This is a genomic window from Granulicella sibirica, from assembly GCF_004115155.1.
Lineage (GTDB): Bacteria > Acidobacteriota > Terriglobia > Terriglobales > Acidobacteriaceae > Edaphobacter > Edaphobacter sibiricus.
Genome location: NZ_RDSM01000003.1, coordinates 471,026 through 491,572, shown reverse-complemented (window position 1 = coordinate 491,572; position 20,547 = coordinate 471,026). Strand labels below are relative to the sequence as shown.

The following is a 20,547-nucleotide window of genomic DNA, read 5'->3' as shown; positions in this document are numbered from 1 at the left end:
CCGCCCTGAGACACAGGGGTCTCGCGAGGGAGCATGCGGGAATCCTGGACCACGGAACGACCTTCTCATCAACAAGTTCATCGACATTCCTCTCCCGTTCCTGAAAGATGCATCGCACTCAGGGTCGCGATGGCAATCCTCCTGATCGCGATCAGCATCAGCCTCGCCGGATGCGCCGGCTTCTTCATCGACACAGGCACCACCACCACGATGACCGCGTCCCTTACCACCGCAAGCTACGACACTGCCATCACGCTCACCGCAACCGTCGTCTCCGGGAATGCAACTGGCACTGTTACGTTCTACGATGGCACGACGAGCCTTGGCACAGGCACACTCAGTTCCGGAGTCGCAAGCCTGAGCGTAAGCACGCTTGCGGTGGGCACCCACAGTCTCTACGCCGCTTATGGAGGCGACGATGTCTACAGCGCAAGCTCATCGAGCGCCATGACCATCGTCATCAGCGAGAGCCTGACCACCACCACGACGACGGTCTCGTCGTCCGATGCCACGGCAACCGCAGGAAGCTCCGTCACCTTGACTGCTACCGTTTCATCGACCGCCGCAACCGGAACGGTCATCTTTTATAACGGTTCCACGAGCCTTGGCAGCGAGACCCTGAGTAATGGAACAGCGTCCCTCACGGTAAGCGCACTTTCAGTTGGAACCTACTCGATCAAGGCGGTCTACGTCGGCGACAGTCTCTATGCGACGAGCACTTCCTCGGCGATTGCGCTTACCATCGAAAACACCACGACTGCGCTGCGTCGATTGGTACCCGCCGCGCGCGCAGCTTGAAACCATCAGGCCGCTACAGGCAGGCGCCGTTCCCGTTCTTCTGCATGTGGAGGGTCTGCGTTGTCTCTTGCAGACAGAGCTTGAGAAAACGTTCCACCTGCTCCTGCTTCACTGTCTCCGGATTGAAAAGATGGTTCAGCGCAAGTCCGTCCATCACGCCACCAAGCGCAAGACAGTCAGCTAAAGACGCATTGTCCTGCTGCCCGATGACTTGAGGGAGAAGCTGCGTCAACTCTGGGATGGAACTGCGGAGCAGCATCACGTTATGAAGATCGGCCAGCCGTTTCCGCTTCGTCGGATGGCGGATGGCATAAAGCTTGAATTCGAGACTGAGCAGAAGCCGCTCCTGGTCCCTGCTTAGTTCGCTCAGGTAGTTGCCCAGGGCTTCGATCCGTTGCGCGACAGTCGGGAGCGCCAGCAATACCGGCTCAAGCTCTGCCATCTCGCGATCGATATTCTCTTCAAAAATCGCACAAAAGACATCTTCTTTATCTTTGAAGTTGTCATAGAACGCGCCCCGGGTCTTACCGGCATTCGAAGCGATATCTTCAAGCCTGGCGTGCTCGAATCCATCTCGGGCGAAGATCTCGCGAGCCGAGCGGAGAAGCTCATGCCGCGTAAGCAACGCGCGTTTTTGCTTGCGAATCGTCGCCCGCGTTTCAGCATGCTCGGCAACAATTTTTGAATCGGCCATCTGGCTCACTGCGTCACATCAAAAGCATACACGTGCGTACTCTTCTCTCCAAAACACCCTGAGAGACGTCCCCATGCGAAGCTTCTGCGGAGAATAAACGATGAACGAGCAGCGTCAACACGCGCCAGCAACGATGGTCTTCAACAGTTTCAGAGGCGCCGTCACGGCCGCCGTTTTCCTGGTCAGTGCGGGCGTACTCGCCGGTTGTGGAGAGAAAAAAGCCGCGCCCACCGGGCCGCCCCCGCCCACCCCGGTCACCGTGGTAACGGTCAATCCGATCGACGTTCCGCTTACCAACGAGTGGGTCGGCACGCTCGACGGATACGTCAACGCGCAGATCCAGCCACAGGCCAGCGGCTTCCTCATCAAGCAGGACTACAAGGAGGGCACGCCGGTTGCCAAGGGCCAGGTCCTCTTCGAGATCGATCCGCGTCCCTTCCAAGCCGCGCTCGATCAGGCCAAGGGTCAGCTGGAACAGGCCAAGGGTCAGGTCGCTCTCGCCCAGGCGCAGCTCGGTCTCGCTGTCATCAACGTAAACCGGGACACGCCGCTCGCCCAGGCCCGCGCGATCGCGCAGAGCACTCTCGATAACGACACGCAGCAGAAGGCGCAGTCCGAGGCTTCGGTAAAGTCCGCACAGGCTTCCGTCACCGCTGCAGAAGCCGCCGTCGAAAACGCCAAGCTGAACCTCGGCTTCACCTACGTCCGCTCACTCATCAGCGGAGTTGCAGGGCAGGCCACCACGCAGGTTGGCAACCTGGTCAACGGCCAGTCGGTGCTCACGTCCGTCTCGCAGTTGAACCCGATCAAGGTCTACTTCTCGATTGGCGACGCCGAGTACCTCACGCTCATCAACCGTGCCCATCAGGGCGGCGGAGACCTCCTCAAGGCCACCGCGGATGTCCCTCTCAGCCTGACCCTCGCGAGCGGCGACCCCTACCCACTCAAGGGGCGCATCGCTTTCGTCGATCGCCAGATGAACCCGCAGACCGGCGCGATCCGCGTCGCGGCCTCGTTCCCCAACCCCGGCAACGTACTCCGCCCCGGCCAGTTCGGGCGGGTGAAGGCTGAGACGGAACTTCGCCATGGCGCACTCGTCATCCCCCAGGTAGCGGTGCAGGAGTTCCAGGGAACGCAGCAGGTCTTCCTGGCTGGAGCGGATAACAAGGTGCACGTCGCTACCGTGAAACTCGGCGCGCAGGTCGGCACCAACTGGGTCGTCGACAGCGGCATCGCGCCCGGATCGAAGGTCATCACCGACAACCTCCAGAAGCTCGGCGAAGGAGCACCGGTCAACCCACACGAAGGTCCCGCTGTAGCTCCCACCACGCAGGCCACCACGTCGGAAGGGAAGTAACCCGATGTCGAAGTTTTTTATACGCCGCCCTATCGTCGCGATCGTCATCGCGATTCTGACGGTCATCGTCGGAACCGTGTCGATGTTCTCGCTCGCCACCTCGCAGTACCCGGACATCGTTCCGACTGAAATTCTTGTTACCGCCACCTACCCCGGCGCTGATGCGAAGACCGTCGCCGAAGCCGTTTCGACCCCGATCGAGCAGCAGATGAACGGCGTCGACAACATGATCTACATGGACTCGGTCAGCGCCAATAACGGCGTCGTCCAGCTCTTCGTCGACTTCGACGTCAAGACCGATCCAAACATCGATCAGGTCCTGGGTCAGCTTCGCGTCGATCAGGCCCAGTCGCAGCTTCCCGCGCAGGTCACCACCGCCGGCCTCACCGTGCAAAAGGCGCTCACCTCGCCTCTCATGCTGGTCGCGATCAACTCGCCCGGCGGCAAACTTAGCCAGGATTTCCTTACCAACTACGCCATCATCAACCTGCAGGACCAGATCTCCCGCGTCAAGGGCGTCTCGCGCGTGCAGATCTTCGGCGGCCAGTATGCTCTGCGCGTCTGGGTCCAGCCCGAGAAGCTCGCCAAGCTTGGCATCACCGCGCCCGAAGTTATCTCGGCGATTCAGGCCCAGAACAACGTGAACCCGGCCGGACAGATCGGCGCCGAACCCATTCCGAAGGGTCAGCAGTTCACCTACACCGTTCGCACCCAGGGCCGTCTCGTCAAGCCCGAAGAGTTCGCGAACATTATTCTTCGGGCCAACGCCGACGGGTCCATCGTTCACCTCGGCGACGTCGCCCGCGTAGAGCTCGGCGACCAGGCATACGCCATCTCGGGCCGCTATAACCAGGCGCCCTCCGGCGTCATGGCGATCTACCAGCTCCCCGGATCGAACGCCGTCCAGACCGCCAAGCTGGTCAATGCGCGCATGAAAGAGCTTTCCGCTTCCTTCCCCGCGAGCATCACCTATAACGTCCCGCTCGATACCACGAAGGCCGTTACGGCCGGTATCCACGAGATCGTTCTCACTCTCGTTGAAGCGCTCGCGCTCGTCGTGATCGTCGTCTTCATCTTCCTCCAGGGCTGGCGCGCCACCCTGATCCCGCTGCTCGCCGTGCCCGTCTCCCTCATCGGAACGTTCATCATCTTCCCGGCGCTCGGGTTCTCGATCAACACGCTCTCGCTCTTCGGCCTTGTGCTTGCGATCGGGCTTGTGGTCGACGACGCGATCATCGTCGTTGAAGCGGTCGAGCACCATATCGAAGAGGGGATGGAGGTCAAGGCCGCTACCGAGAAGGCCATGGAAGAGGTCGGCGGACCGGTCGTCGCCATTGCACTTATTCTCGCGGCGGTCTTCATCCCGACCGCCTTTATCCCTGGCATCACGGGCCGGATGTATCAGCAGTTCGCGGTCACGATCGCGATCTCGGTGCTGATCTCGGCTTTCAACGCCCTCACGCTTTCGCCGGCTCTCGCATCGCTTTTGCTCAAGCCGAAGGACAAGGAGCAGAAACCCGGCCTTCTCGGCAAGGGCTTCGGACTCTTCAACAAGTTCTTCGGACGCACCACGGAGAGCTTCGTCCACACCTCCGACGTCCTTATCCACAAGTCGTACCTTGCGATGCTTGGGCTTGTGCTCATCGGTGTCGCGGCCGTCTTCCTCGGCGGCAACCTTCCCGGCGGCTTCATCCCTACCGAGGATCAGGGCTACATGTTCCTCGCGCTGCAGCTTCCCGACGGAGCCTCCGCGCAGCGCACCGACGCCGCCCAGCAGAAGATCACGGCCAAGCTCCTCCAGACCCCCGGCGTCGAAGGCGTCATCGCCGTCACCAACTTCTCCCTTCTCACGCAGGTCCAGAGCACCAACTCCGGCTTCTTCTTCGTCGCGCTCAAGCCCTGGGACACCCGCACCAGCAAGGAGCAACAGCTCGAGTACATCCAGGGCAATCTGCAGAAGCAGCTCAGTGCCGATCCTGACGGCATCGCCTTCGCCTTCCCGCCGCCATCGATTCCGGGTATCGGAACCTCCGGCGGTGTGACCTTCGTGCTCGAAGATCGCTCCGGCAAGGACGATCCGATGACCCTCGCCAAGAACATGGGAACCTTCCTTGGCGCCCTCAAGAAGCGTCCCGAGATTGCCATCGCGATTCCGTCCTACCAGCCTGCGGTGCCGCAGCTCTATGCGGACGTTGACCGCGAGAAGGCGCTCCAGCAGCAGGTGTCCCTCACGGATATCTATACGACCATGCAGACCTTTATGGGCGGCTATCTCGTGAACTATTTCAACCGCTTCGGGCGCCAGTGGCAGACCTACGTTGAAGCGGAAGGAACCTCTCGTACCGATATCAAGAACATCAGCCAGTTCTACGTCCGAAGCGCGAACGGAAGCCAGGTCCCCCTGTCCTCCCTCGCCAAGGTCTCGCAGATAACCGGCCCGGAGTTCATCTACCGGTTCAACGAGTACAACGCCGCCCAGATTAACATCACCGGCAACCCCGGCTTCAGCTCCGGCCAGATCCGCAAGGCGCTGGAAGAGACCTTCAAGCAGACCATGCCACCCGGCGCAGGGTTCGACTACTCCGGTATGTCCTACCAGGAGCAGGTTGCCGAACAGGGCGTTCCCTCGTGGGCTGTCTTCGCGCTGTCGCTGCTCTTCGTCTTCCTGATTCTCGCGGCCTTGTACGAAAGTTGGACCCTGCCCTTCAGCGTCCTGCTCAGTACCCCCGTCGCGATCCTCGGAGCCTACATCGCGCTTCATATCCGCTCGTATGAGAACGACATCTTCGCCACAATCGGGCTGGTCATGCTGATTGGCCTCTCGGCGAAGAATGCCATCCTCATCGTTGAGTTCGCCAAGGCAAACTACGAGTCGGGCCAGAGCATCTCCGAAGCCGCCCTCGGCGCAGCCCGTCTGCGCTTCCGGCCCATCGTGATGACCGCTCTTGCCTTCGTCTTCGGCTGCTTACCGCTCTGGACGGCATCCGGATCAGGCGCGGTCTCCCGCCGCATTCTCGGAACCGTCGTCGTCGGCGGCATGGTTCTCTCGACGGCGATCGGCCTCATCTTTATCCCGGTCACCTTCTCGGTCGTCGAGTATCTGTCGCACCGCTTCAGCAAGGGTGGCAAGGGCACAACCATGGACTCCAAAGCTGACTTCGATCCCGTCGCCGCCGGCAAGGCTGCCGGAGGCGGACCGCGGACACCGACCCAGGGAGGTCACGCATGAGCAGCTTGCTCGCAGGTCTCAAACGCACTGCATCTCTTACGGCCTCCGGCCTGCTTCTGGCGGCAATCGCCGGCTGCAAGGTAGGACCGAACTATAAACGCCCCGCCGTGCCGGCGCCTCCTGCCTTCCGTGGCGCCGATGAAGCCGCTATCGTCAGCGATGCGCAAAGCTCCATCGGCGACCAGAAGTGGGCCTCCGTCTACCAGGAGCCGGAACTCCAGGAGCTGATCCGTAAGGCGCTCGTCAATAACTTCGACGTGCGCATCGCCGCCGAGCGCATCCTCGAACAGGAATCGCAGGTCCAGATCACGCGCGCCCAGCAGTTTCCCACGCTGAGCGCGGGTGGCACCGGCTTCGGCGCGTCCTTCCCGGCTTCGACCCTGGGTGGAAGCAACAACAACAGCAGCTCGGGCGGGATTACAAGCCCCCTGGCCGCTGGCAGCTTCAACCTCTCGGCCGCCTGGACTCCTGACTTCTGGGGCCTCTATCGCCGTCAGACCGAAGCCGCCCGTGCCCAACTCCTTGCGACCACGTGGGCTCAACGCGCCGTTCGGATGACGCTCGTCCAGAATGTCGCTACTGGATACATCCAGATCCGCGCCCTCGACAAGCAGCTCGACATCGCCAAGCAGACCCTGAAGATCCGTCAGGACTCCGTCGACCTCACCAAGACGCTCGAACAGGGTGGTGCCGCCCCTCTCTCCGACGTCCGCCAGGCCGAGCAGCTTCTCTACACCGCCTCCTCGCAGATCCCGCAGCTTGAGCAGCAGATCCAGCAGGAGGAGAACGCGATCAAGCTTCTCCTCGGCGAGAACCCGGGTCCCATCGTTCGGGTGTCGCCGAACGCTCTCACCCCGCCCCCGCAGGAGATCCCCACCGGCCTTCCGTCTCAGCTTCTTGAGCGCCGCCCGGATATCCAGCAGGCGGAGGCGACCCTCGTCGCGGCCAACGCGCAGATCGGCGTAGCCCGCGCCCAGTTCTTCCCGCAGCTTGCGATCTCCGCTTCCGCGGGCGTCGGCGGCGGAAGCTTCTCCGATATCTTCACCACAGACAGCAAGACCATCTACGGTATCGGAACCCTAACCCAGCCCATCTTCGCCGGTGGCAAACTTCGTGGACAGCTCAACCTCTCCAAGCGGACCGAGGAAGAGATGGTCATCACCTATCAGAAGACCATCGCCGGCGCCTTCCGCGACGTTTCGAACGCGCTGATCGCGCTGAAGAAGCAGCATGACTACCGTGTCGAGCAGGAGAAGCTGGTGGCAGCCGCCCAGGATGCAACCCGACTGGCGCGGCTCCGCTACCAGGGCGGAGCCACCGCCTACCTCGAAGTCCTCACCACGGACTCCACGCTCTTCTCCGCGCAGCTAAACCTGGTCAGCGCCCAACAGGGTGAAGCACTCACCCTTGTCCAGCTCTACAGCGCCCTCGGCGGCGGCTGGCAATAAACCACGCGCTTCAGGGGGACGGCCGCCGGGGGACACCACGGCGGCCGTTTCGTCGATAGGCGCTTCGTTTCCGCCGGAATATCTCTCCACGCCCTCATTTCAAGAGCACGATCCCTATTTTGTGTAATTTAGCTGCTACTTTAGAACCAGTTTGCCAGCCAGTGCGTAAACCATGAGACACAGAAAAAGGGCCCCTTTCATCGAATGAGCAGACCAACGGTATCCAGCAGCGGACAGAGCAAGGCCGAAATTGATTTTCTTGCCCGTCCAGCCAAGGAGCTTGTGCTGCCCGGCGTCGCCTGCGGCGAGTGCCAGCAAGACCCGGGAAAGCTCGTCTTCAACGCCGACGGCTCCGGAACCTGGAGCTGTACCACCACCAACTGGGATGAGAATCGGACCGCTACCTGGCACACCGACTTCGCCCTGCAGGATTCCGCGGGCAAGACCCTCTTCGGCATCGGTCCCTTTTACAGTCTGTGCATGGAGCCGCGCTCGCAGGGCCACGCCTACGCCCATATCTGCATACGACAATTCGAATTTCCCACGGCCTACTTCGCCGAGATCGTCTCGGTTTCGCAGAACTACGGCTGCCTCTTCGGCCTCCCCGCTGGCGCCCGGCAGACCGGACAGGCCACATCAGGCCACCTGCACCACTCCGCCGATCCCGCCAAGCCGGTCACCAGGAGCCGGCTGAGCGACGCCGAATCCGTGTGGTTCAGCTTCAGCGCCTTCTCGACTCGCTAGCACCCGTCGGTCAAAGTCGCACCAGCACCGGGACCGAAGTAAGCGAAGCCACGTCTCGCCCGTCCACGATCACCTTCGCTCCCGGCGTCTCGAACCGGTATACCTGACGCGTGACCTGTCCCACGGCCGCCAGCCGGGTGCGCCCCACATACTGAAACAGCGCCGCCTGAACCGGCACCTCGTTTACGCGGATCGCCGCCATCTGCCGTTCCGGCCGATACGACGATCGAATTCCGTGCTGTCCGCATCCACAGGCCATGCCTCTACCTCCTCCTTATAGGGTTCTTCCAGAAACAACGCACCCTGCTCCGAGAGTCCAGCCGAACGATCGATCAGGATCGTCACTGCCGAGAACGCCAGGATCAGGATCACCACCTCCGCAAACGACGACCCGAGCACACAGCCGAACGGAACCGCCACCCAGATGCTCAGGCACAGAAAACAGTCCACCGCACCCGACATTGAAAGCCGGCGCAACGCTTCTCGCATCCTTTTCAGGATCCGGAACGGCCCGTCTTCCGAGTGAATCAGGTGGGTCAGACGCCAGACCGCAAGCGCCGCCGCAACCACACGCACCATCGACATGAGAGATCTCCAGAGTTAGAACGACATGGCCTCGTGCGCAGCCTCGAGCGCCTTCTCCAAATCATCGTGGCAATCGTTTGCCTTCGGATATCATGGAGGTCCGCCGCAACCTGGCGCGCATCGTTTGTGTCCGGAGCCCAGCTCACTCGCGGGCTCGTACGACCCGCACGGAGGCGGGGTTGCCCTGAGTAACGCATCTGCTCGTGAACACGTTCTGCCCTGTTAGTGCAATGGCTGAAGCAAACGTTTCAACCTCATCGCGCGATTCTTTTCAGCCACCGTTCCTGCCGCCGCGCTCCTGCTGTGGCCCAACCACCGGGGTGTAGAATCCACCCCACCGGCACCTTTGGAGGATTGTTGAACTTCGAGACATTCGATGCCCCGTATGTGGAGCGGCTCCGGCAGGGAGATAAGGAGACGGAGCAGCATTTTCACAAGTACTTCGGAGAACTGATCACGCTCAAGGTTCGCTCACGCCTGCAGTCGAAGCAGGCAATCGAGGACGTTCGCCAGGAGACGTTTTCGCGCTTTTTCGTTCTTCTTCGCAGCGAAAACGGCATCCGCCAGGCGGAGCGCCTCGGCCCCCTCGTCAATTCCATCTGCAACAACGTGCTCTTCGAGCAATACCGTTCCGCCAAGCGCGCGGACCCACTCGAAGACGAACAGGCCCGCCAGCTTGTCGACAGCCGGACCGATGCCCTCCACGACGTCATCTCGACCGAAACCTCGAAGACCGTACACAATGTGCTCACCGGACTGAGTCCCCGCGACCGCAACATTCTGCAGGCGGTCTTCCTCCAGGATCGCGACAAGGACGAGGTCTGCCGCGAGCTCGGCATCGATCGCGGCTACATGCGCGTCCTTGTCCACCGCGCCAAGGAGGCCTTCCGGCAGCAATATACGAAGCAAAGTGGCAATCGGAGGACCTTCCTCCCATTATTTTTCTTTTGCCTGCCGATTCTTTGAGACGTTTCGCCCTCTCCCGGCACCATCCCTTCATCGGAGGTTCACGACATGAATCATAAGGACGCAATCCAAGAGTCCAGTATCGAACGTTACATCCTCGGAGAGCTCAACGGACCCGCCAGAGAGCGGTTTGAAGACCACCTGTTCGACTGCAAGGAGTGTGCCGACGATCTTAAGGCCGGAGTCGTTTTCCTCGAAGCCTCGCGCGATGAGCTTCCCGCCCTCGCTTACAGCCGCAGCCAGAAGCCAGCGTGGTATGCGTGGATCCTCAGCCCTGCCCTGCTCGCCCCGGCCCTCGCGGCCTGCCTCCTCGTCATCGGATACGACACCACAGTTGTCATCCCCGGCGCGAGGCACGAAGCAACTCAGGCCAGCAGCCCGGCCATCATCAACGGTGTTTCGCTCGCCGCCGGAACAGCGCGCAGCGAAGATATCAAGGAAGTTCACGCGCCTCGCGGAGGATCGTTCTTCGTCTCCTTCGACATTCCGGCGCAAAACAGTTACGCGGCGTATGTCTGCTCGCTGTATTCTCCTTCCGGAGCCCTTGTGTGGCACGGCGAGGTTACAGCCGAGCAGGCAAAGGACACGGTGACGGTCCGCATACCGTCCGCATCCACCCAGGCCGGCATCAACCGCCTGATCGTTGAAGGCAAGAGCCCCTCAGGCATCATCGGGCCGGCCGAGCTATCCAGATACCAGTTTTCGCTTTCGCTCGACTAGATTGGGCGAGAGCGACAGACAGGTACGTAACCTGCGAGAGGTCCGCTCAGGATGAACACGAGTTTGAAGCAGCAGTTCTATTACCACGCCGACGGCGCCGCCGTGGGAGGCTATCTCACGCTGCCATCCGAGAAGGTCGTGTCCAGTCGCGCCTCTGCCTCGCTCGCTCAGGCTGGCGGAGAAGACTCCAAGTCGACGTCCAAGATTGAGGGCCACGGCGTCTTCACCGTGGGACGCGCCTCCGTCCGCGTGCACGGCCGCCACGAGCCGGAAAACGGCCTCTGGCGCAGCGTCGTCACGAGCACCGTCGAAAAGGTCAATGTCCAGGAGATCATCACCGCGGACCGCATCGTGGCGCAGCTTTCGGTGATGCACTGGGCCGACGGCAGACCCGACCGCATCTCCATCAGCGGCACGCAGTACCTTAACCTCCGCATGGGCGGCGAGTTGGTCACGCCGGTTCTTATCGACCAGACCTTCCAGCTCGGGCCTGATGTTGTCCGGCCCGATGAGCCGGACTTCGAGGCCCTCCCCACCTTCGACTCGCTCTACGGCATCGCCCGCGATCAGTACGTGAACGCGCTCGAGCAGAAGGCCTGGCCCGACTGGCTCAGAGCTCGATTCACCAGCAAGGACCCACCAACTTCCCTGAGAGATGGAGGTAGCGTGCTATGTTCCATAGTCAAGGAGGTTCCGGTGAAATCGCCTTTGGTCAACTACGGCCACGTGGTCCGCGTTCCGGACTTCGGGAACGTCTTTTTAGGCGAGTTGCTTGTGAGCCCCAAGCAGACCCATATCACGATGCTCCGTGCGGAATTGGGATCGCTCGGCCAGGGGGTCGTCAGCTTCGCCAGCGCCCACTCCAATGGACGCACTATCCCGTAGCCCTGGCGGCGGCACTGCTACTCCTCGGGCTTCACTGCCAGGGGTGGTCCGCGTCGACTCCGGAAGGCCTGTACAAGAGCATCGAACAATCCTTCGTGTCGGGCCGTCTGGCCCAGGCAGATGAGCAGACACGCCTGACCGAAGGCTTCGTCTTACAAAGTTCCCCCGAGTGGATCGAGCGATTCCGCCTGCAACGGGCAAAGATTCTGCTGTACCAGGGGCGGACCGAAGAGGCACGGCGTCTGCTGGAGGAGCCTTCTTCGCCCCAATCCCGGCCGGCAGCCGTCTCACGCGCCACGCTTCTCTCCGTCGCCTACACCCGGGCCGGAAACCTCGACCTCGCCAGGAAGTCTCTTGCGGAAGCAGAGCGCGGAACAGCCGACGAGAGTGAGCGCGCGGGAGTTTATATCGCGGATGGCGTCATCGACGTCGAGCATGGGGAACTCGATGCGGCCGGGCGATCCTTCACGCTCGCGCTCACGAGCGCGGAAAGAGCCAACGACCCGCTGCAGCAGGCCTATGCCCTGTTGAACCTCGGTGTCGTCTCCCTTCGCAAGGAGCACTACGAAGACGCCCTGGGGCTCTTTCAGGAAGGATCCGACAAGGCAAAAGGTATCGGCGCCGGCCTCGTGATCGAGAAGGCCATGGGCAGCGAAGGCTGGACCTACTTCAAGATGGGTGACTACAGCCGCGCCCTCGCCAACTCCCAGGATGCCGAGCGCGAAGCGAAGGCCCTCGGATCCCCCATCGACCAGGTCGAATGGCTAAACGACATGGGCCTCGCCCAGTTCAAGCTCGGTCATCTCACCCAGGCACGCACCTCCTACGAGCAGTCCTACCAACTGGCAAAATCGATCGGAAACCACGAAGAGATCGTCGATGCCCAGGTGGCCCTCGGCTACCTCGACCTCGAGTCCGGGGACACCAAATCGTCCCTCGCCCAGGCCCGGGACGCCATCGCCGTCGCCAACGCCCGCAGCAACGAAAAGGGCATGTTCCAGCCCCTTCTTCTCGAAGCCCGAGCCCTCGCCCAATCCGGCGACCTTGACGAAGCCCGCGCGAAGCTCGTCTCCCTCGACCAGCGCACCCAGTCCAAGCCCTCCATCCAGTGGGAGGTGGAAAGCACCGCCGCGCAGCTCTTCGGTCAGTCCGGCGATCGCATCGCCGCAGACCAGTGGTTCGAACGCGCCATCGCAACCTTCGACCGCCAGCGCTCCTCGTTCCACAAAGTCGAATCCCTGCTGCCGTTCTCTGAAAACGGAAGCGACGTCTACGTTGGCTACATGGAGCAACTCATCCGCGAAGGCCGCACCGACGATGCCCTCGCCGTCATCGACCGCAGCCGCGCAGAGACCCTTGCCGACGGCCTCGGCCTTTCCCACGACCCCCACGGATCCTCAAGCCGCACTCCAAGCCCCACCGCTCTCGCCGCCCGCCTCAACGGCACCATCCTCGTCTACTGCCTCCGCCCCGGCAACTCCTACCTCTGGGCCTTCACCCCCACTCAATCCGCCTTCTACCGCCTACCCGACCGTGATACGGTCCTCTCCCTCGTCGCGCGGCACAACACCGCCATCCTCAGTACCAAAGACGTCCTCGACGACCCCGCCTCCACCGGCCAAACCCTCTACAACCTCCTCATCTCCCCCGCTCAGAAGCTCGTTGCTCCCCAGGGCAGACTCTTTGTCATCGCCGACCAGGGCCTCCACCGCTTGAACTTCGAAACCCTCCTCACCCCCGGCGCGAAGCCCCACTTCTTCATCGAAGACGCGGTCATCACCAACGCTCCGTCGCTCAGCGTCCTCGCTGCCCGCGCTCCCCACCCGAAGCCGCAATCCCGCAACCTTCTGCTCATCGGCGACCCCGTTTACTCCGGCGGCGGTCGAGCCGAGCTCCTCAACGCCTCAAGCGAAGTCGCCAGCATCGCCAACCAGTTCCCCACAGCCCACCGCGCCGTCCTCACCGGCCCCCAGGCCACCCCCGGCGCCTACGCCGCCAGCGATCCCGCCCGCTTCTCCTACATCCACTTTGTCGCCCATGGCATCGCCAGCGAGCGCAACCCGCTCGACTCCGCCGTCATCCTTTCCCCACCGGCCGATCATCCCGAGGCTTACAAGCTCTACGCCAGCAGCATCCTCGACAGCCACATCCATGCCGACCTCGTCACCATCTCCACCTGCTACGGCTCCGGCTCACGTGCCTACGCCGGAGAAGGCCTTGTCGGCCTGGCCTGGGCCTTTCTCCGCGCTGGATCCCACAACGTCATCGGCTCCCTCTGGGAGATCAGCGACGCCTCGACCCCGGAGCTCATGGCTCACATGTACACCCGCCTCGGCGAGGGCGACGCACCCGACGCCGCCCTGCGCTCCGCCAAGCTCACCATGCTCCACTCCGAAGGCGTCTTCCGCAAGCCCATCTACTGGGCACCGTTCCAGCTCTACGCCGGAGCCTGACCGCGTTTACAGCTTCGAACCGCCATCGACCGGGATACTAGCCCCGGTGATCCATCGCGCCCCATCCGAAGCCACAAACGCCACGACGTCCGCTACATCCTCCGGCGTCCCGATGCGTTTCAGCGCCTGCATCTCCAGCGTCAACTGCCGGCCGCCCTCGGTCTTCGTGAAGTTCGACATATCCGTCGCGATCACGCCCGGCGCCACCGCGTTTACCCGGATCCCCTTCGGCCCCAGGATCGAAGCCCAGTGCTTCACCAGCGTCTCGAGCGCACCCTTCGTCGCCGCATATGCCGGAATCGAAGGCACGCCAGCCTGTCCCGAGTTTCCCGGAACCGCCTTCGCCACAACCGACGTCACTACGACGATGTTCGAGCCATCCCCAAGCAGCGGAAGCATCTCCTTCACCAGGAAGAACGGGCTCCGCACATTGATGTTGAAGAGATTGTCGAACGCATCGACGGTATGATCCTCGATCTTCGCCGCCTTCGAAACGCCTGCGTTCAGGATCAAACTATCCAGTTTGCTCCCGATAAGCGCTTTCACCCTGGCCGCCAGTACCTCCGCTCCATCCGGAGCGGCAAGGTCCGACTGCAAGGCATCCGCCTCGCCGCCGACCGCGCGAATCGCGGCGACAACGCCATCCGCATCCGCGCCGTTATTTCCGTAGTGCACCAGGACCCGCGCACCCTGCGCCGCGATCGCAACCGCAATCGCCCGCCCGATACCACGCGAAGCCCCGGTTACGAGCACAACCTTGTTCGTCAAAGTCGAAGCCATTCCATCCTCCTCGGATCGGGCCGCTTTCCAAGACGATCAGAAGCCCCGGTCACTCAGATATGGATGACCGGCCGGTACCGGAGGCTTCGCGGACGCGCATAGCCCTTTCGAGCCGGATGACACTTCAAACCGCGAAGTTGACCCCGGTCAGCCGTTCCGTCTCGCTCCAAAGACGCTTCGCCAGATCGAGGTCCTTCGCGGCTGGAGCGATCTTCGCCGGAACCGGGTATCCCTTCAACTCTTGAAACCCACTCGGCCCGTAATAGCCGCCCGGCGTGGCCAACGGCGAAGCAGCGGCAAAGAGGGTAGGCAACGCTCCATGCGCTGCGTCCTGCGAAGCCAACGGCTTCAGAATTGTGCTGACAATCCGAAACCCGAGCGGCATCACGCCTGCCGGACCACTTGTCTGCAGGTTCGTGATCGCGTACCCCGGATGCCCGCCCGTACTCGCAATGGGCGACCCCGCCGCGCTCAGCCGCCGTTGCAGTTCAAGCTGAAAGATCAGGTCGGCCAGCTTCGACTGCGAGTACGCCCCGAACATCGGCTTATACAGACGCTCGGATTGCAGGTTGTCGAACTCGATCTTGCCCTGGTTCGACACGCCGCTCGAAACCGTAACAATGCGCGTCCCCCGCTTGCGCCTGAGATGCGGATACAGGAGCGCCGTCAGCAGAAACGGCCCAAGGTAATTCGTAGCGAACTGCCGCTCATACCCGTCGACGGTAAGCTCACGCGCCGGAACCGCCATGACACCGGCATTATTGATCAGCAGGTCGAGCGACTCGCCGGGAAACTTCTCGCCAACAAAGGCCGCAAACGCACGGACGCTGGCCAGCGAGGCCAAGTCCAAAATTCCCGGTGTCAGTCTCGCGCCCGGAACCTCTCTCACGATTCGAGAGATCGCATCATTGGCCTTGCTCATCGAGCGGGCCGGAAGTATGACCTCCGCCCCACGCCGTGCGAGTTCCAGCGCCGCTTCGTAGCCGATACCCGAGTTAGCGCCTGTAATCAGGACGCGCCGTCCCTGCTGAGAGGGAACATCATTTGCTGTAAAAAGTGTTGCCGTATTCGTGCTCATGCATGGAGTATGCTGCCATTAGTATCCGATGGCAATAAGGCACTTTTTATTGCCGTACTTACCTGGAGGTAACTATTGTGGCGAAGCGAATCGACTGGGACGAGGCCAATGCGGCCTGCGAGGCCCTGACCGAAAACGAAGACTCCCTCACCCGCGACATCATCACCGGTCTATCGGAAAAATGGACCCTCTGGACCATGGCCGAACTGGCCGCTGCCGAAAGCCCCCTGCGCTTCTCCCGGCTCATGGAACGCGTCGAAGGCGTCAGCCAGAAATCCCTCACCAAGGTCCTGCGTCAGCTTGAGCGCGATGGGCTGGTGACCCGGATGGTCTTTGCCGAGGTTCCACCAAGAGTTGAATACACCATCACGGAACTAGCCCTGGAGATGCTGGAACTCGTCCATCCCCTCTGGCAATGGGCAGCGGCCAACGTAGGCAGGTTCCAAGCCGCGCAGGCAAACTACGACCGCGATTACTCAGCCCGCGCCGCCCGCAAGTAGCGTCTCGCGCGCTCGCACTCTGCCCCAAAATGTGCCACCCGGAAAGCTCCGGAGGCGAGGCGTGTCCGTCTCGCGCTCTTTTGTATCAGGAACAATTTTCCAATTGACACTTGTCCACGCACTCCCGTAGCGTTCTACCGAATCTTCAACACTGGTTGGACCTATTTGGAGGCGCCATGTTTTTACCCAAGGCTCTCGGCACGACCGAGGCCCACCTGAACCGCCGTCATCCCCGCGTGAGCCGCCTTCTGCTCGCATTCCTCTGCCTCCTGGGTCTCGTGCTCAGTGGTCCGTCCGCAAGCCTGGCGCAGACCGGCGGTGACGGAGCCATCGAAGGCACCGTCCAGGATTCCACCGGGGCCGTTGTGCCGAACGCCACCGTGGCCGCGACAAATATCAACACCGGAATCGTCACCACCCGCACCACCACTTCGGCCGGCTTCTACAGCATCAGCCCCATCATCCCCGGCTCGTACACGGTCACGGTCACGGCCGCGGGCTTCCAGGGGTTCAAGCAGGAAAACCTTGTCATCGACTCCGCGCACGTCACCGGCCTGAACGTCCACCTCAACGCCGGTTCCACCACCGAAACCGTCACGGTCACCGACACCCCCGCGGCGCTCGAGACCACCAACGCCGCCCTCGGCGGAACCATCGAGAACGACGTTTACACCGCGCTCCCCATCGTCATCTCGGGCCTTCAGCAGCGCGACGTCACCCAGTTCTCCAATCTCCTCCCCGGAGCGCAAACACCCCCCGGCGGCCGCTCCTCCATCATCGGAGGAACCGCCCAGCGTCTTGGCGAGCTCTACATCGACGGACTTCCCCTCACCACCATCAGCCAGCAGGGTGACAATCGGCCCGTCTTCAACATCGTTCCGCTCGAAGCCATCGACTCGATCCAGGTCGTCACCTCCGGCTTCTCCGCCCAGTACCAGGGAGCCGGCCTCGAGAACTACGCCACCAAGTCCGGCGGCAACAAGTACCACGGCTCGGCTTTCGAATACATCCGCAACACCGCCTTCGACGCCTGGTCCTTCTCCGCCAAGCCCGGCGGCTTCAACGTCGTCAAACAGGTCGTCAACGGCGTCGTCACCAGCGTTCCCGGCCCCAAGACCCCCGAACACCAGAACGAGTTCGGCTTCACCATCGGTGGACCCGTCAAAATCCCAAAGCTCTTCAACGGCCACGACAAGCTCTTCTTCTTCGCCACCTACGATAAGTTCCACTCCACCCAGGACGCTAATCCAACCGTAAGCACCCTGCCTACGATCCTCATGCGTAACGGCGACTTCCGCGAGCTGATCCCCGCCACCGCTGGCGGGCTCGGCAATACCTCGGGAGCCAACTACCCCATCTACGATCCCACCACCCAGGCCGCCTGCACCGCCAACAGCACCACCGGGGCCTGCCGCTACCAGTACGGCTACGGCCCCGGCGGAGCCAAGGGAGCTGCGGGAGCCCCGGTCGCCAACGGCGCGGCCATCAACGTCATCCCCGCCAGCGAGATCTCCCCCATCGCCCAATATCTCGAAAAATTCCTCCCGGCCCCGTCCATTGACAGCGCCGGCGTCATCCAGAACAACTACGTCGCCGGCATTCCCTCCGGCTATCAGAACTGGCTCTACTCCGGCCGTGTCGACTACACCCCCAACGACCGCAACCGCCTCTCGTTTCTCCTCACCGGCGGCAACCGTCACGCTATCCCCTACACCGCCACCACCACCAACTTCCCCGTCCCCTACCTCGTCTCTACGCTCTCGACGGTAGCCGGCCACTACGCGGCCATGGAGGACTCCTACACCATCACTCCGAACCTTGTGAACCAGTTCAAATTCGGCTTCATGAACTTCGGTGGGCCACCCATCCGCAACCCCACCAACGGCATCACCCAGTACGAGATCCAGACCGCGGGCGTCACCGGCCTGCCCGCCGGCCAGGCGTCGGAGAACTTCCCCGGCGTCATCTTCGGCGGAAGCAACGCCCAGGGCACATGGGCCACCCCAAGCACTGGCAACACCTCCGTCAGCGAGACCTACACCCTCGTCGACAACCTCCAGTGGGTGAAGGGCAAGCATGCCATGACCTTCGGCTTCCAATACCAGTGGCTTGAAAACAACGCCAGCACCGCCGACACCGGATCCCTCCCCATCAACCTCAACTTCAGCACCAACGACACCGGAAACCTCACCGGGAGCAACTTCGTCTCCGGAACCGGCTACTCCTACGCCAGCTACATCCTCGGAGCCGTCGGGTCGACCTCCGTTACCCAGCAGAGCTTCTCCGTCCTCGGCGGCCGCTTCCATCCCATCTCGCCCTACTTTCAGGATGACTGGAAGGTCACGCCTAAGCTCACCCTCAACCTCGGCCTCCGCTGGGACTACTTCCCCACCTACAACGAGGTTCTCGATCGCTGGTCCTTCCTCAACCCCAACATCACCAACCCCATCACCGGCAACATGGGAGCCCTCCAGTTCGCCGGGGACCACGGCGGAGCCGGCGTGAGCTGCGGATGCCGCTCTCCGGTCAATAGCTGGAAGAAGAACTTCGGCCCTCGCATCGGATTCGCCTACGCCGTCGACGACAAGACCGTCTTCCGCGGAGCCTATGCCATCCTCTACTCCCACGGCGGCGGCACCGGCGGAGCGGGTGGGGCAGGAACCGGAACCGGCCAGGCCGGCTTCAACTCCACCGCCAGCTTCACCGACAACACCGCAGGCCCAGCCTTCTACCTCAACAACAACGCGGCCTTCTCGCAGGCCAACGCCAACTTCGGCGGTCCCGGCTACACCCTGCCCGCCGTCTCCGGCATCACCACGGCCAGCCAGGCCCTCAACGTCGGCTACTACCTCAACGGCACAGGAGGCTTCGCCGGCACCGGTTCCGGCATCGCCTACGCCGACCCCTACCTCGGAGGCCGCGCTCCGGAAAGCGCCTTCTTCAACTTCGGCATGCAGCGCGAATTCTTCAAGAACATCACCATGACCGCCAATTACGTCGGCACCCAGAGCCACTTCCTCGCCGGCGCAGCCAACATCCGCGGCCTCCAGTCCGGCCAACTCGATCCCCGTTATCTCGCCCTCGGCAGCTACCTTGCCAAGCCCGCGACCGCGGCCAATATCGCCGCCGCCCAGACCGCGACCGGCGTCACCATCCCCATCCCTTACGCCGCCTACACGGCAGCCGCCGGAGTCAGCACCACCGCCACCATTGCCCACATGCTCACCTGGATGCCCCAGTACGCCGGAACGACCGACACCTGGGGCACCGTCGCGAACTCGAACTACAACGCCTTCCAGCTCACCGTCGACAAGCGCTTCTCCCACGGCCTTACCATGACCGTCAACTACACCTACTCGCGCAACATCGACGACGCCGGGACAGCTCGCAGCGGCTGGGCGATTCCCGCTTCCGCGACCTCCGACGGACGCGCCTGGGCTCCGGACCGCATCGATCGCTCCCTCTCTCTCAACAACCTGCCCCAGGCTCTCACCGTGTTCGGCGTCTACAAGCTTCCCTTCGGCAAAGGCGGCATCGGCTCGGACAGCTTCCTCGTCCGCGCCCTCGCTGGCGGCTGGCAGTTCTCGGAGATCTACCAGTACTCCTCCGGCCTGCCCCTTGCTATCGTCGGAACGTGCAACAGCACCGAAAACGTGGGCCAGGGAACCTGCATGCCCGACTTCAACCCCAGCTTCCACGGCGACGTCCGCACCGGCGGCGGCTGGGGACAGGGGGCCACCGCAGCCAACCTCGCCACCAAGAGCTACCTCACCGGCTACGTCCCCTCCACCACCTCCAGCGCCGGAACCAACGGGACCGCGTCGGTCACCTGCTCTGCCAGCAACGGCCCCTTCTGCAACTCGCGCGACTATTCCATCGGCAACCTGACCCGCATCGCCCCCTACGGCCTGCGCGGCCAGAACCCCTACCGCCTTGCCGCTTCCCTTAGCCGCACCTTCGACCTGTCCGACCGCTTCAAGTTCATCTTCCGAGCCGACTGCCAGAACGTGACCAACCACACCACGTTCGGCAACAACGCCCAAAACCAGCAGGTCGGCCTGAACGTCAACAGCTCCAACTTCGGAACGCTGAACTTTGCCAGCACCGACAGCCGAGCCTTCCAGTTCTCAGGCCGAATCTCCTTCTAACCCCCGCTGTTCCGCCACAACAACGAATGCCCCACATCTCGCTCTGAGGTGTGGGGTTTTTGCGTTTGCCGCTTCTCCCAAGCACGTCGCCTCAAAACCACGCTGAAACGGTAGCAATACAATAAATTTGACCGTGGTCAAATATATCTTGACTCCTACCCG

Annotated in this window: 16 protein-coding genes; 11 read left to right on the top strand and 5 right to left on the bottom strand. The window is 62.4% G+C overall.

The window, feature by feature from the left end:
* Positions 1–129 precede the first annotated feature (129 nt).
* Positions 130–798, top strand: a complete 669-nt coding sequence (locus tag GRAN_RS18595; RefSeq protein ID WP_161571055.1) for an Ig-like domain-containing protein — start codon at positions 130–132, stop codon at positions 796–798.
* Between the two features lie 13 nt (positions 799–811).
* On the opposite strand, the gene GRAN_RS18590 is transcribed toward GRAN_RS18595, so the two are convergent.
* Positions 812–1,492 carry a TetR/AcrR family transcriptional regulator gene (locus GRAN_RS18590; protein ID WP_128914551.1) on the bottom strand — a complete coding sequence of 227 codons (681 nt, stop codon included), beginning with the start codon at positions 1,490–1,492 and terminating at the stop codon, positions 812–814.
* Between the two features lie 100 nt (positions 1,493–1,592).
* Here GRAN_RS18590 and GRAN_RS18585 point away from each other — a divergent pair, with 100 nt between their 5' ends.
* From GRAN_RS18585 to GRAN_RS18570, 4 genes are all read left to right on the top strand, one after another.
* Entirely contained in the window at positions 1,593–2,849 is a 1,257-nt protein-coding gene (locus GRAN_RS18585) for an efflux RND transporter periplasmic adaptor subunit (RefSeq protein ID WP_128914550.1), read from the top strand.
* A 4-nt stretch (positions 2,850–2,853) separates the two neighbouring features.
* Positions 2,854–6,078 carry an efflux RND transporter permease subunit gene (locus GRAN_RS18580; protein ID WP_128914549.1) on the top strand — a complete coding sequence of 1,075 codons (3,225 nt, stop codon included), beginning with the start codon at positions 2,854–2,856 and terminating at the stop codon, positions 6,076–6,078.
* Positions 6,075–7,526: an efflux transporter outer membrane subunit gene (locus tag GRAN_RS18575; protein WP_128914548.1), complete on the top strand. Its 1,452-nt coding sequence runs from the start codon at positions 6,075–6,077 to the stop codon at positions 7,524–7,526. The genes GRAN_RS18580 and GRAN_RS18575 overlap by 4 nt, the downstream gene beginning before the upstream one ends.
* Before the next feature lie 204 nt (positions 7,527–7,730).
* A complete protein-coding gene (locus GRAN_RS18570) occupies positions 7,731–8,270 on the top strand; it encodes a hypothetical protein (RefSeq protein ID WP_128914547.1) in 540 nt (179 codons plus the stop codon).
* Between the two features lie 10 nt (positions 8,271–8,280).
* Here GRAN_RS18570 and GRAN_RS25325 read toward each other — a convergent pair whose 3' ends face one another.
* Both GRAN_RS25325 and GRAN_RS18565 read right to left on the bottom strand, forming a co-directional pair.
* On the bottom strand, positions 8,281–8,472 hold the full coding sequence (locus tag GRAN_RS25325; RefSeq protein WP_150133269.1) for a hypothetical protein: 192 nt from the start codon (positions 8,470–8,472) through the stop codon (positions 8,281–8,283).
* Positions 8,454–8,855 (bottom strand): hypothetical protein, encoded by a 402-nt coding sequence (locus GRAN_RS18565; protein WP_128914546.1) that lies wholly within the window; start codon positions 8,853–8,855, stop codon positions 8,454–8,456. The genes GRAN_RS25325 and GRAN_RS18565 overlap by 19 nt, the downstream gene beginning before the upstream one ends.
* 357 nt (positions 8,856–9,212) lie before the next feature.
* Here GRAN_RS18565 and GRAN_RS18560 point away from each other — a divergent pair, with 357 nt between their 5' ends.
* From GRAN_RS18560 to GRAN_RS18550, 4 genes are all read left to right on the top strand, one after another.
* Positions 9,213–9,821, top strand: a complete 609-nt coding sequence (locus GRAN_RS18560) for an RNA polymerase sigma factor (RefSeq protein ID WP_161571054.1) — start codon at positions 9,213–9,215, stop codon at positions 9,819–9,821.
* A gap of 48 nt (positions 9,822–9,869) precedes the next feature.
* Positions 9,870–10,541 carry an anti-sigma factor family protein gene (locus GRAN_RS18555; RefSeq protein ID WP_128914544.1) on the top strand — a complete coding sequence of 224 codons (672 nt, stop codon included), beginning with the start codon at positions 9,870–9,872 and terminating at the stop codon, positions 10,539–10,541.
* A 51-nt stretch (positions 10,542–10,592) separates the two neighbouring features.
* On the top strand, positions 10,593–11,426 hold the full coding sequence (locus tag GRAN_RS25585; RefSeq protein WP_161571053.1) for a hypothetical protein: 834 nt from the start codon (positions 10,593–10,595) through the stop codon (positions 11,424–11,426).
* Positions 11,427–11,521: 95 nt separating this feature from the next.
* Complete coding sequence (locus GRAN_RS18550; protein ID WP_161571052.1) at positions 11,522–13,879, top strand: CHAT domain-containing protein; 2,358 nt, start codon at positions 11,522–11,524, stop codon at positions 13,877–13,879.
* A 6-nt stretch (positions 13,880–13,885) separates the two neighbouring features.
* On the opposite strand, the gene GRAN_RS18545 is transcribed toward GRAN_RS18550, so the two are convergent.
* Positions 13,886–14,659, bottom strand: a complete 774-nt coding sequence (locus tag GRAN_RS18545) for an SDR family NAD(P)-dependent oxidoreductase (RefSeq protein WP_128914542.1) — start codon at positions 14,657–14,659, stop codon at positions 13,886–13,888.
* A 124-nt stretch (positions 14,660–14,783) separates the two neighbouring features.
* A complete protein-coding gene (locus GRAN_RS18540; RefSeq protein ID WP_128914541.1) occupies positions 14,784–15,737 on the bottom strand; it encodes an oxidoreductase in 954 nt (317 codons plus the stop codon).
* A 77-nt stretch (positions 15,738–15,814) separates the two neighbouring features.
* On the opposite strand from GRAN_RS18540, the gene GRAN_RS18535 reads away from it, so the two are divergent.
* Positions 15,815–16,237, top strand: a complete 423-nt coding sequence (locus GRAN_RS18535) for a winged helix-turn-helix transcriptional regulator (RefSeq protein WP_128914540.1) — start codon at positions 15,815–15,817, stop codon at positions 16,235–16,237.
* A gap of 176 nt (positions 16,238–16,413) precedes the next feature.
* A complete protein-coding gene (locus tag GRAN_RS18530; protein WP_128914539.1) occupies positions 16,414–20,385 on the top strand; it encodes a TonB-dependent receptor in 3,972 nt (1,323 codons plus the stop codon).
* Positions 20,386–20,547 lie beyond the last annotated feature (162 nt).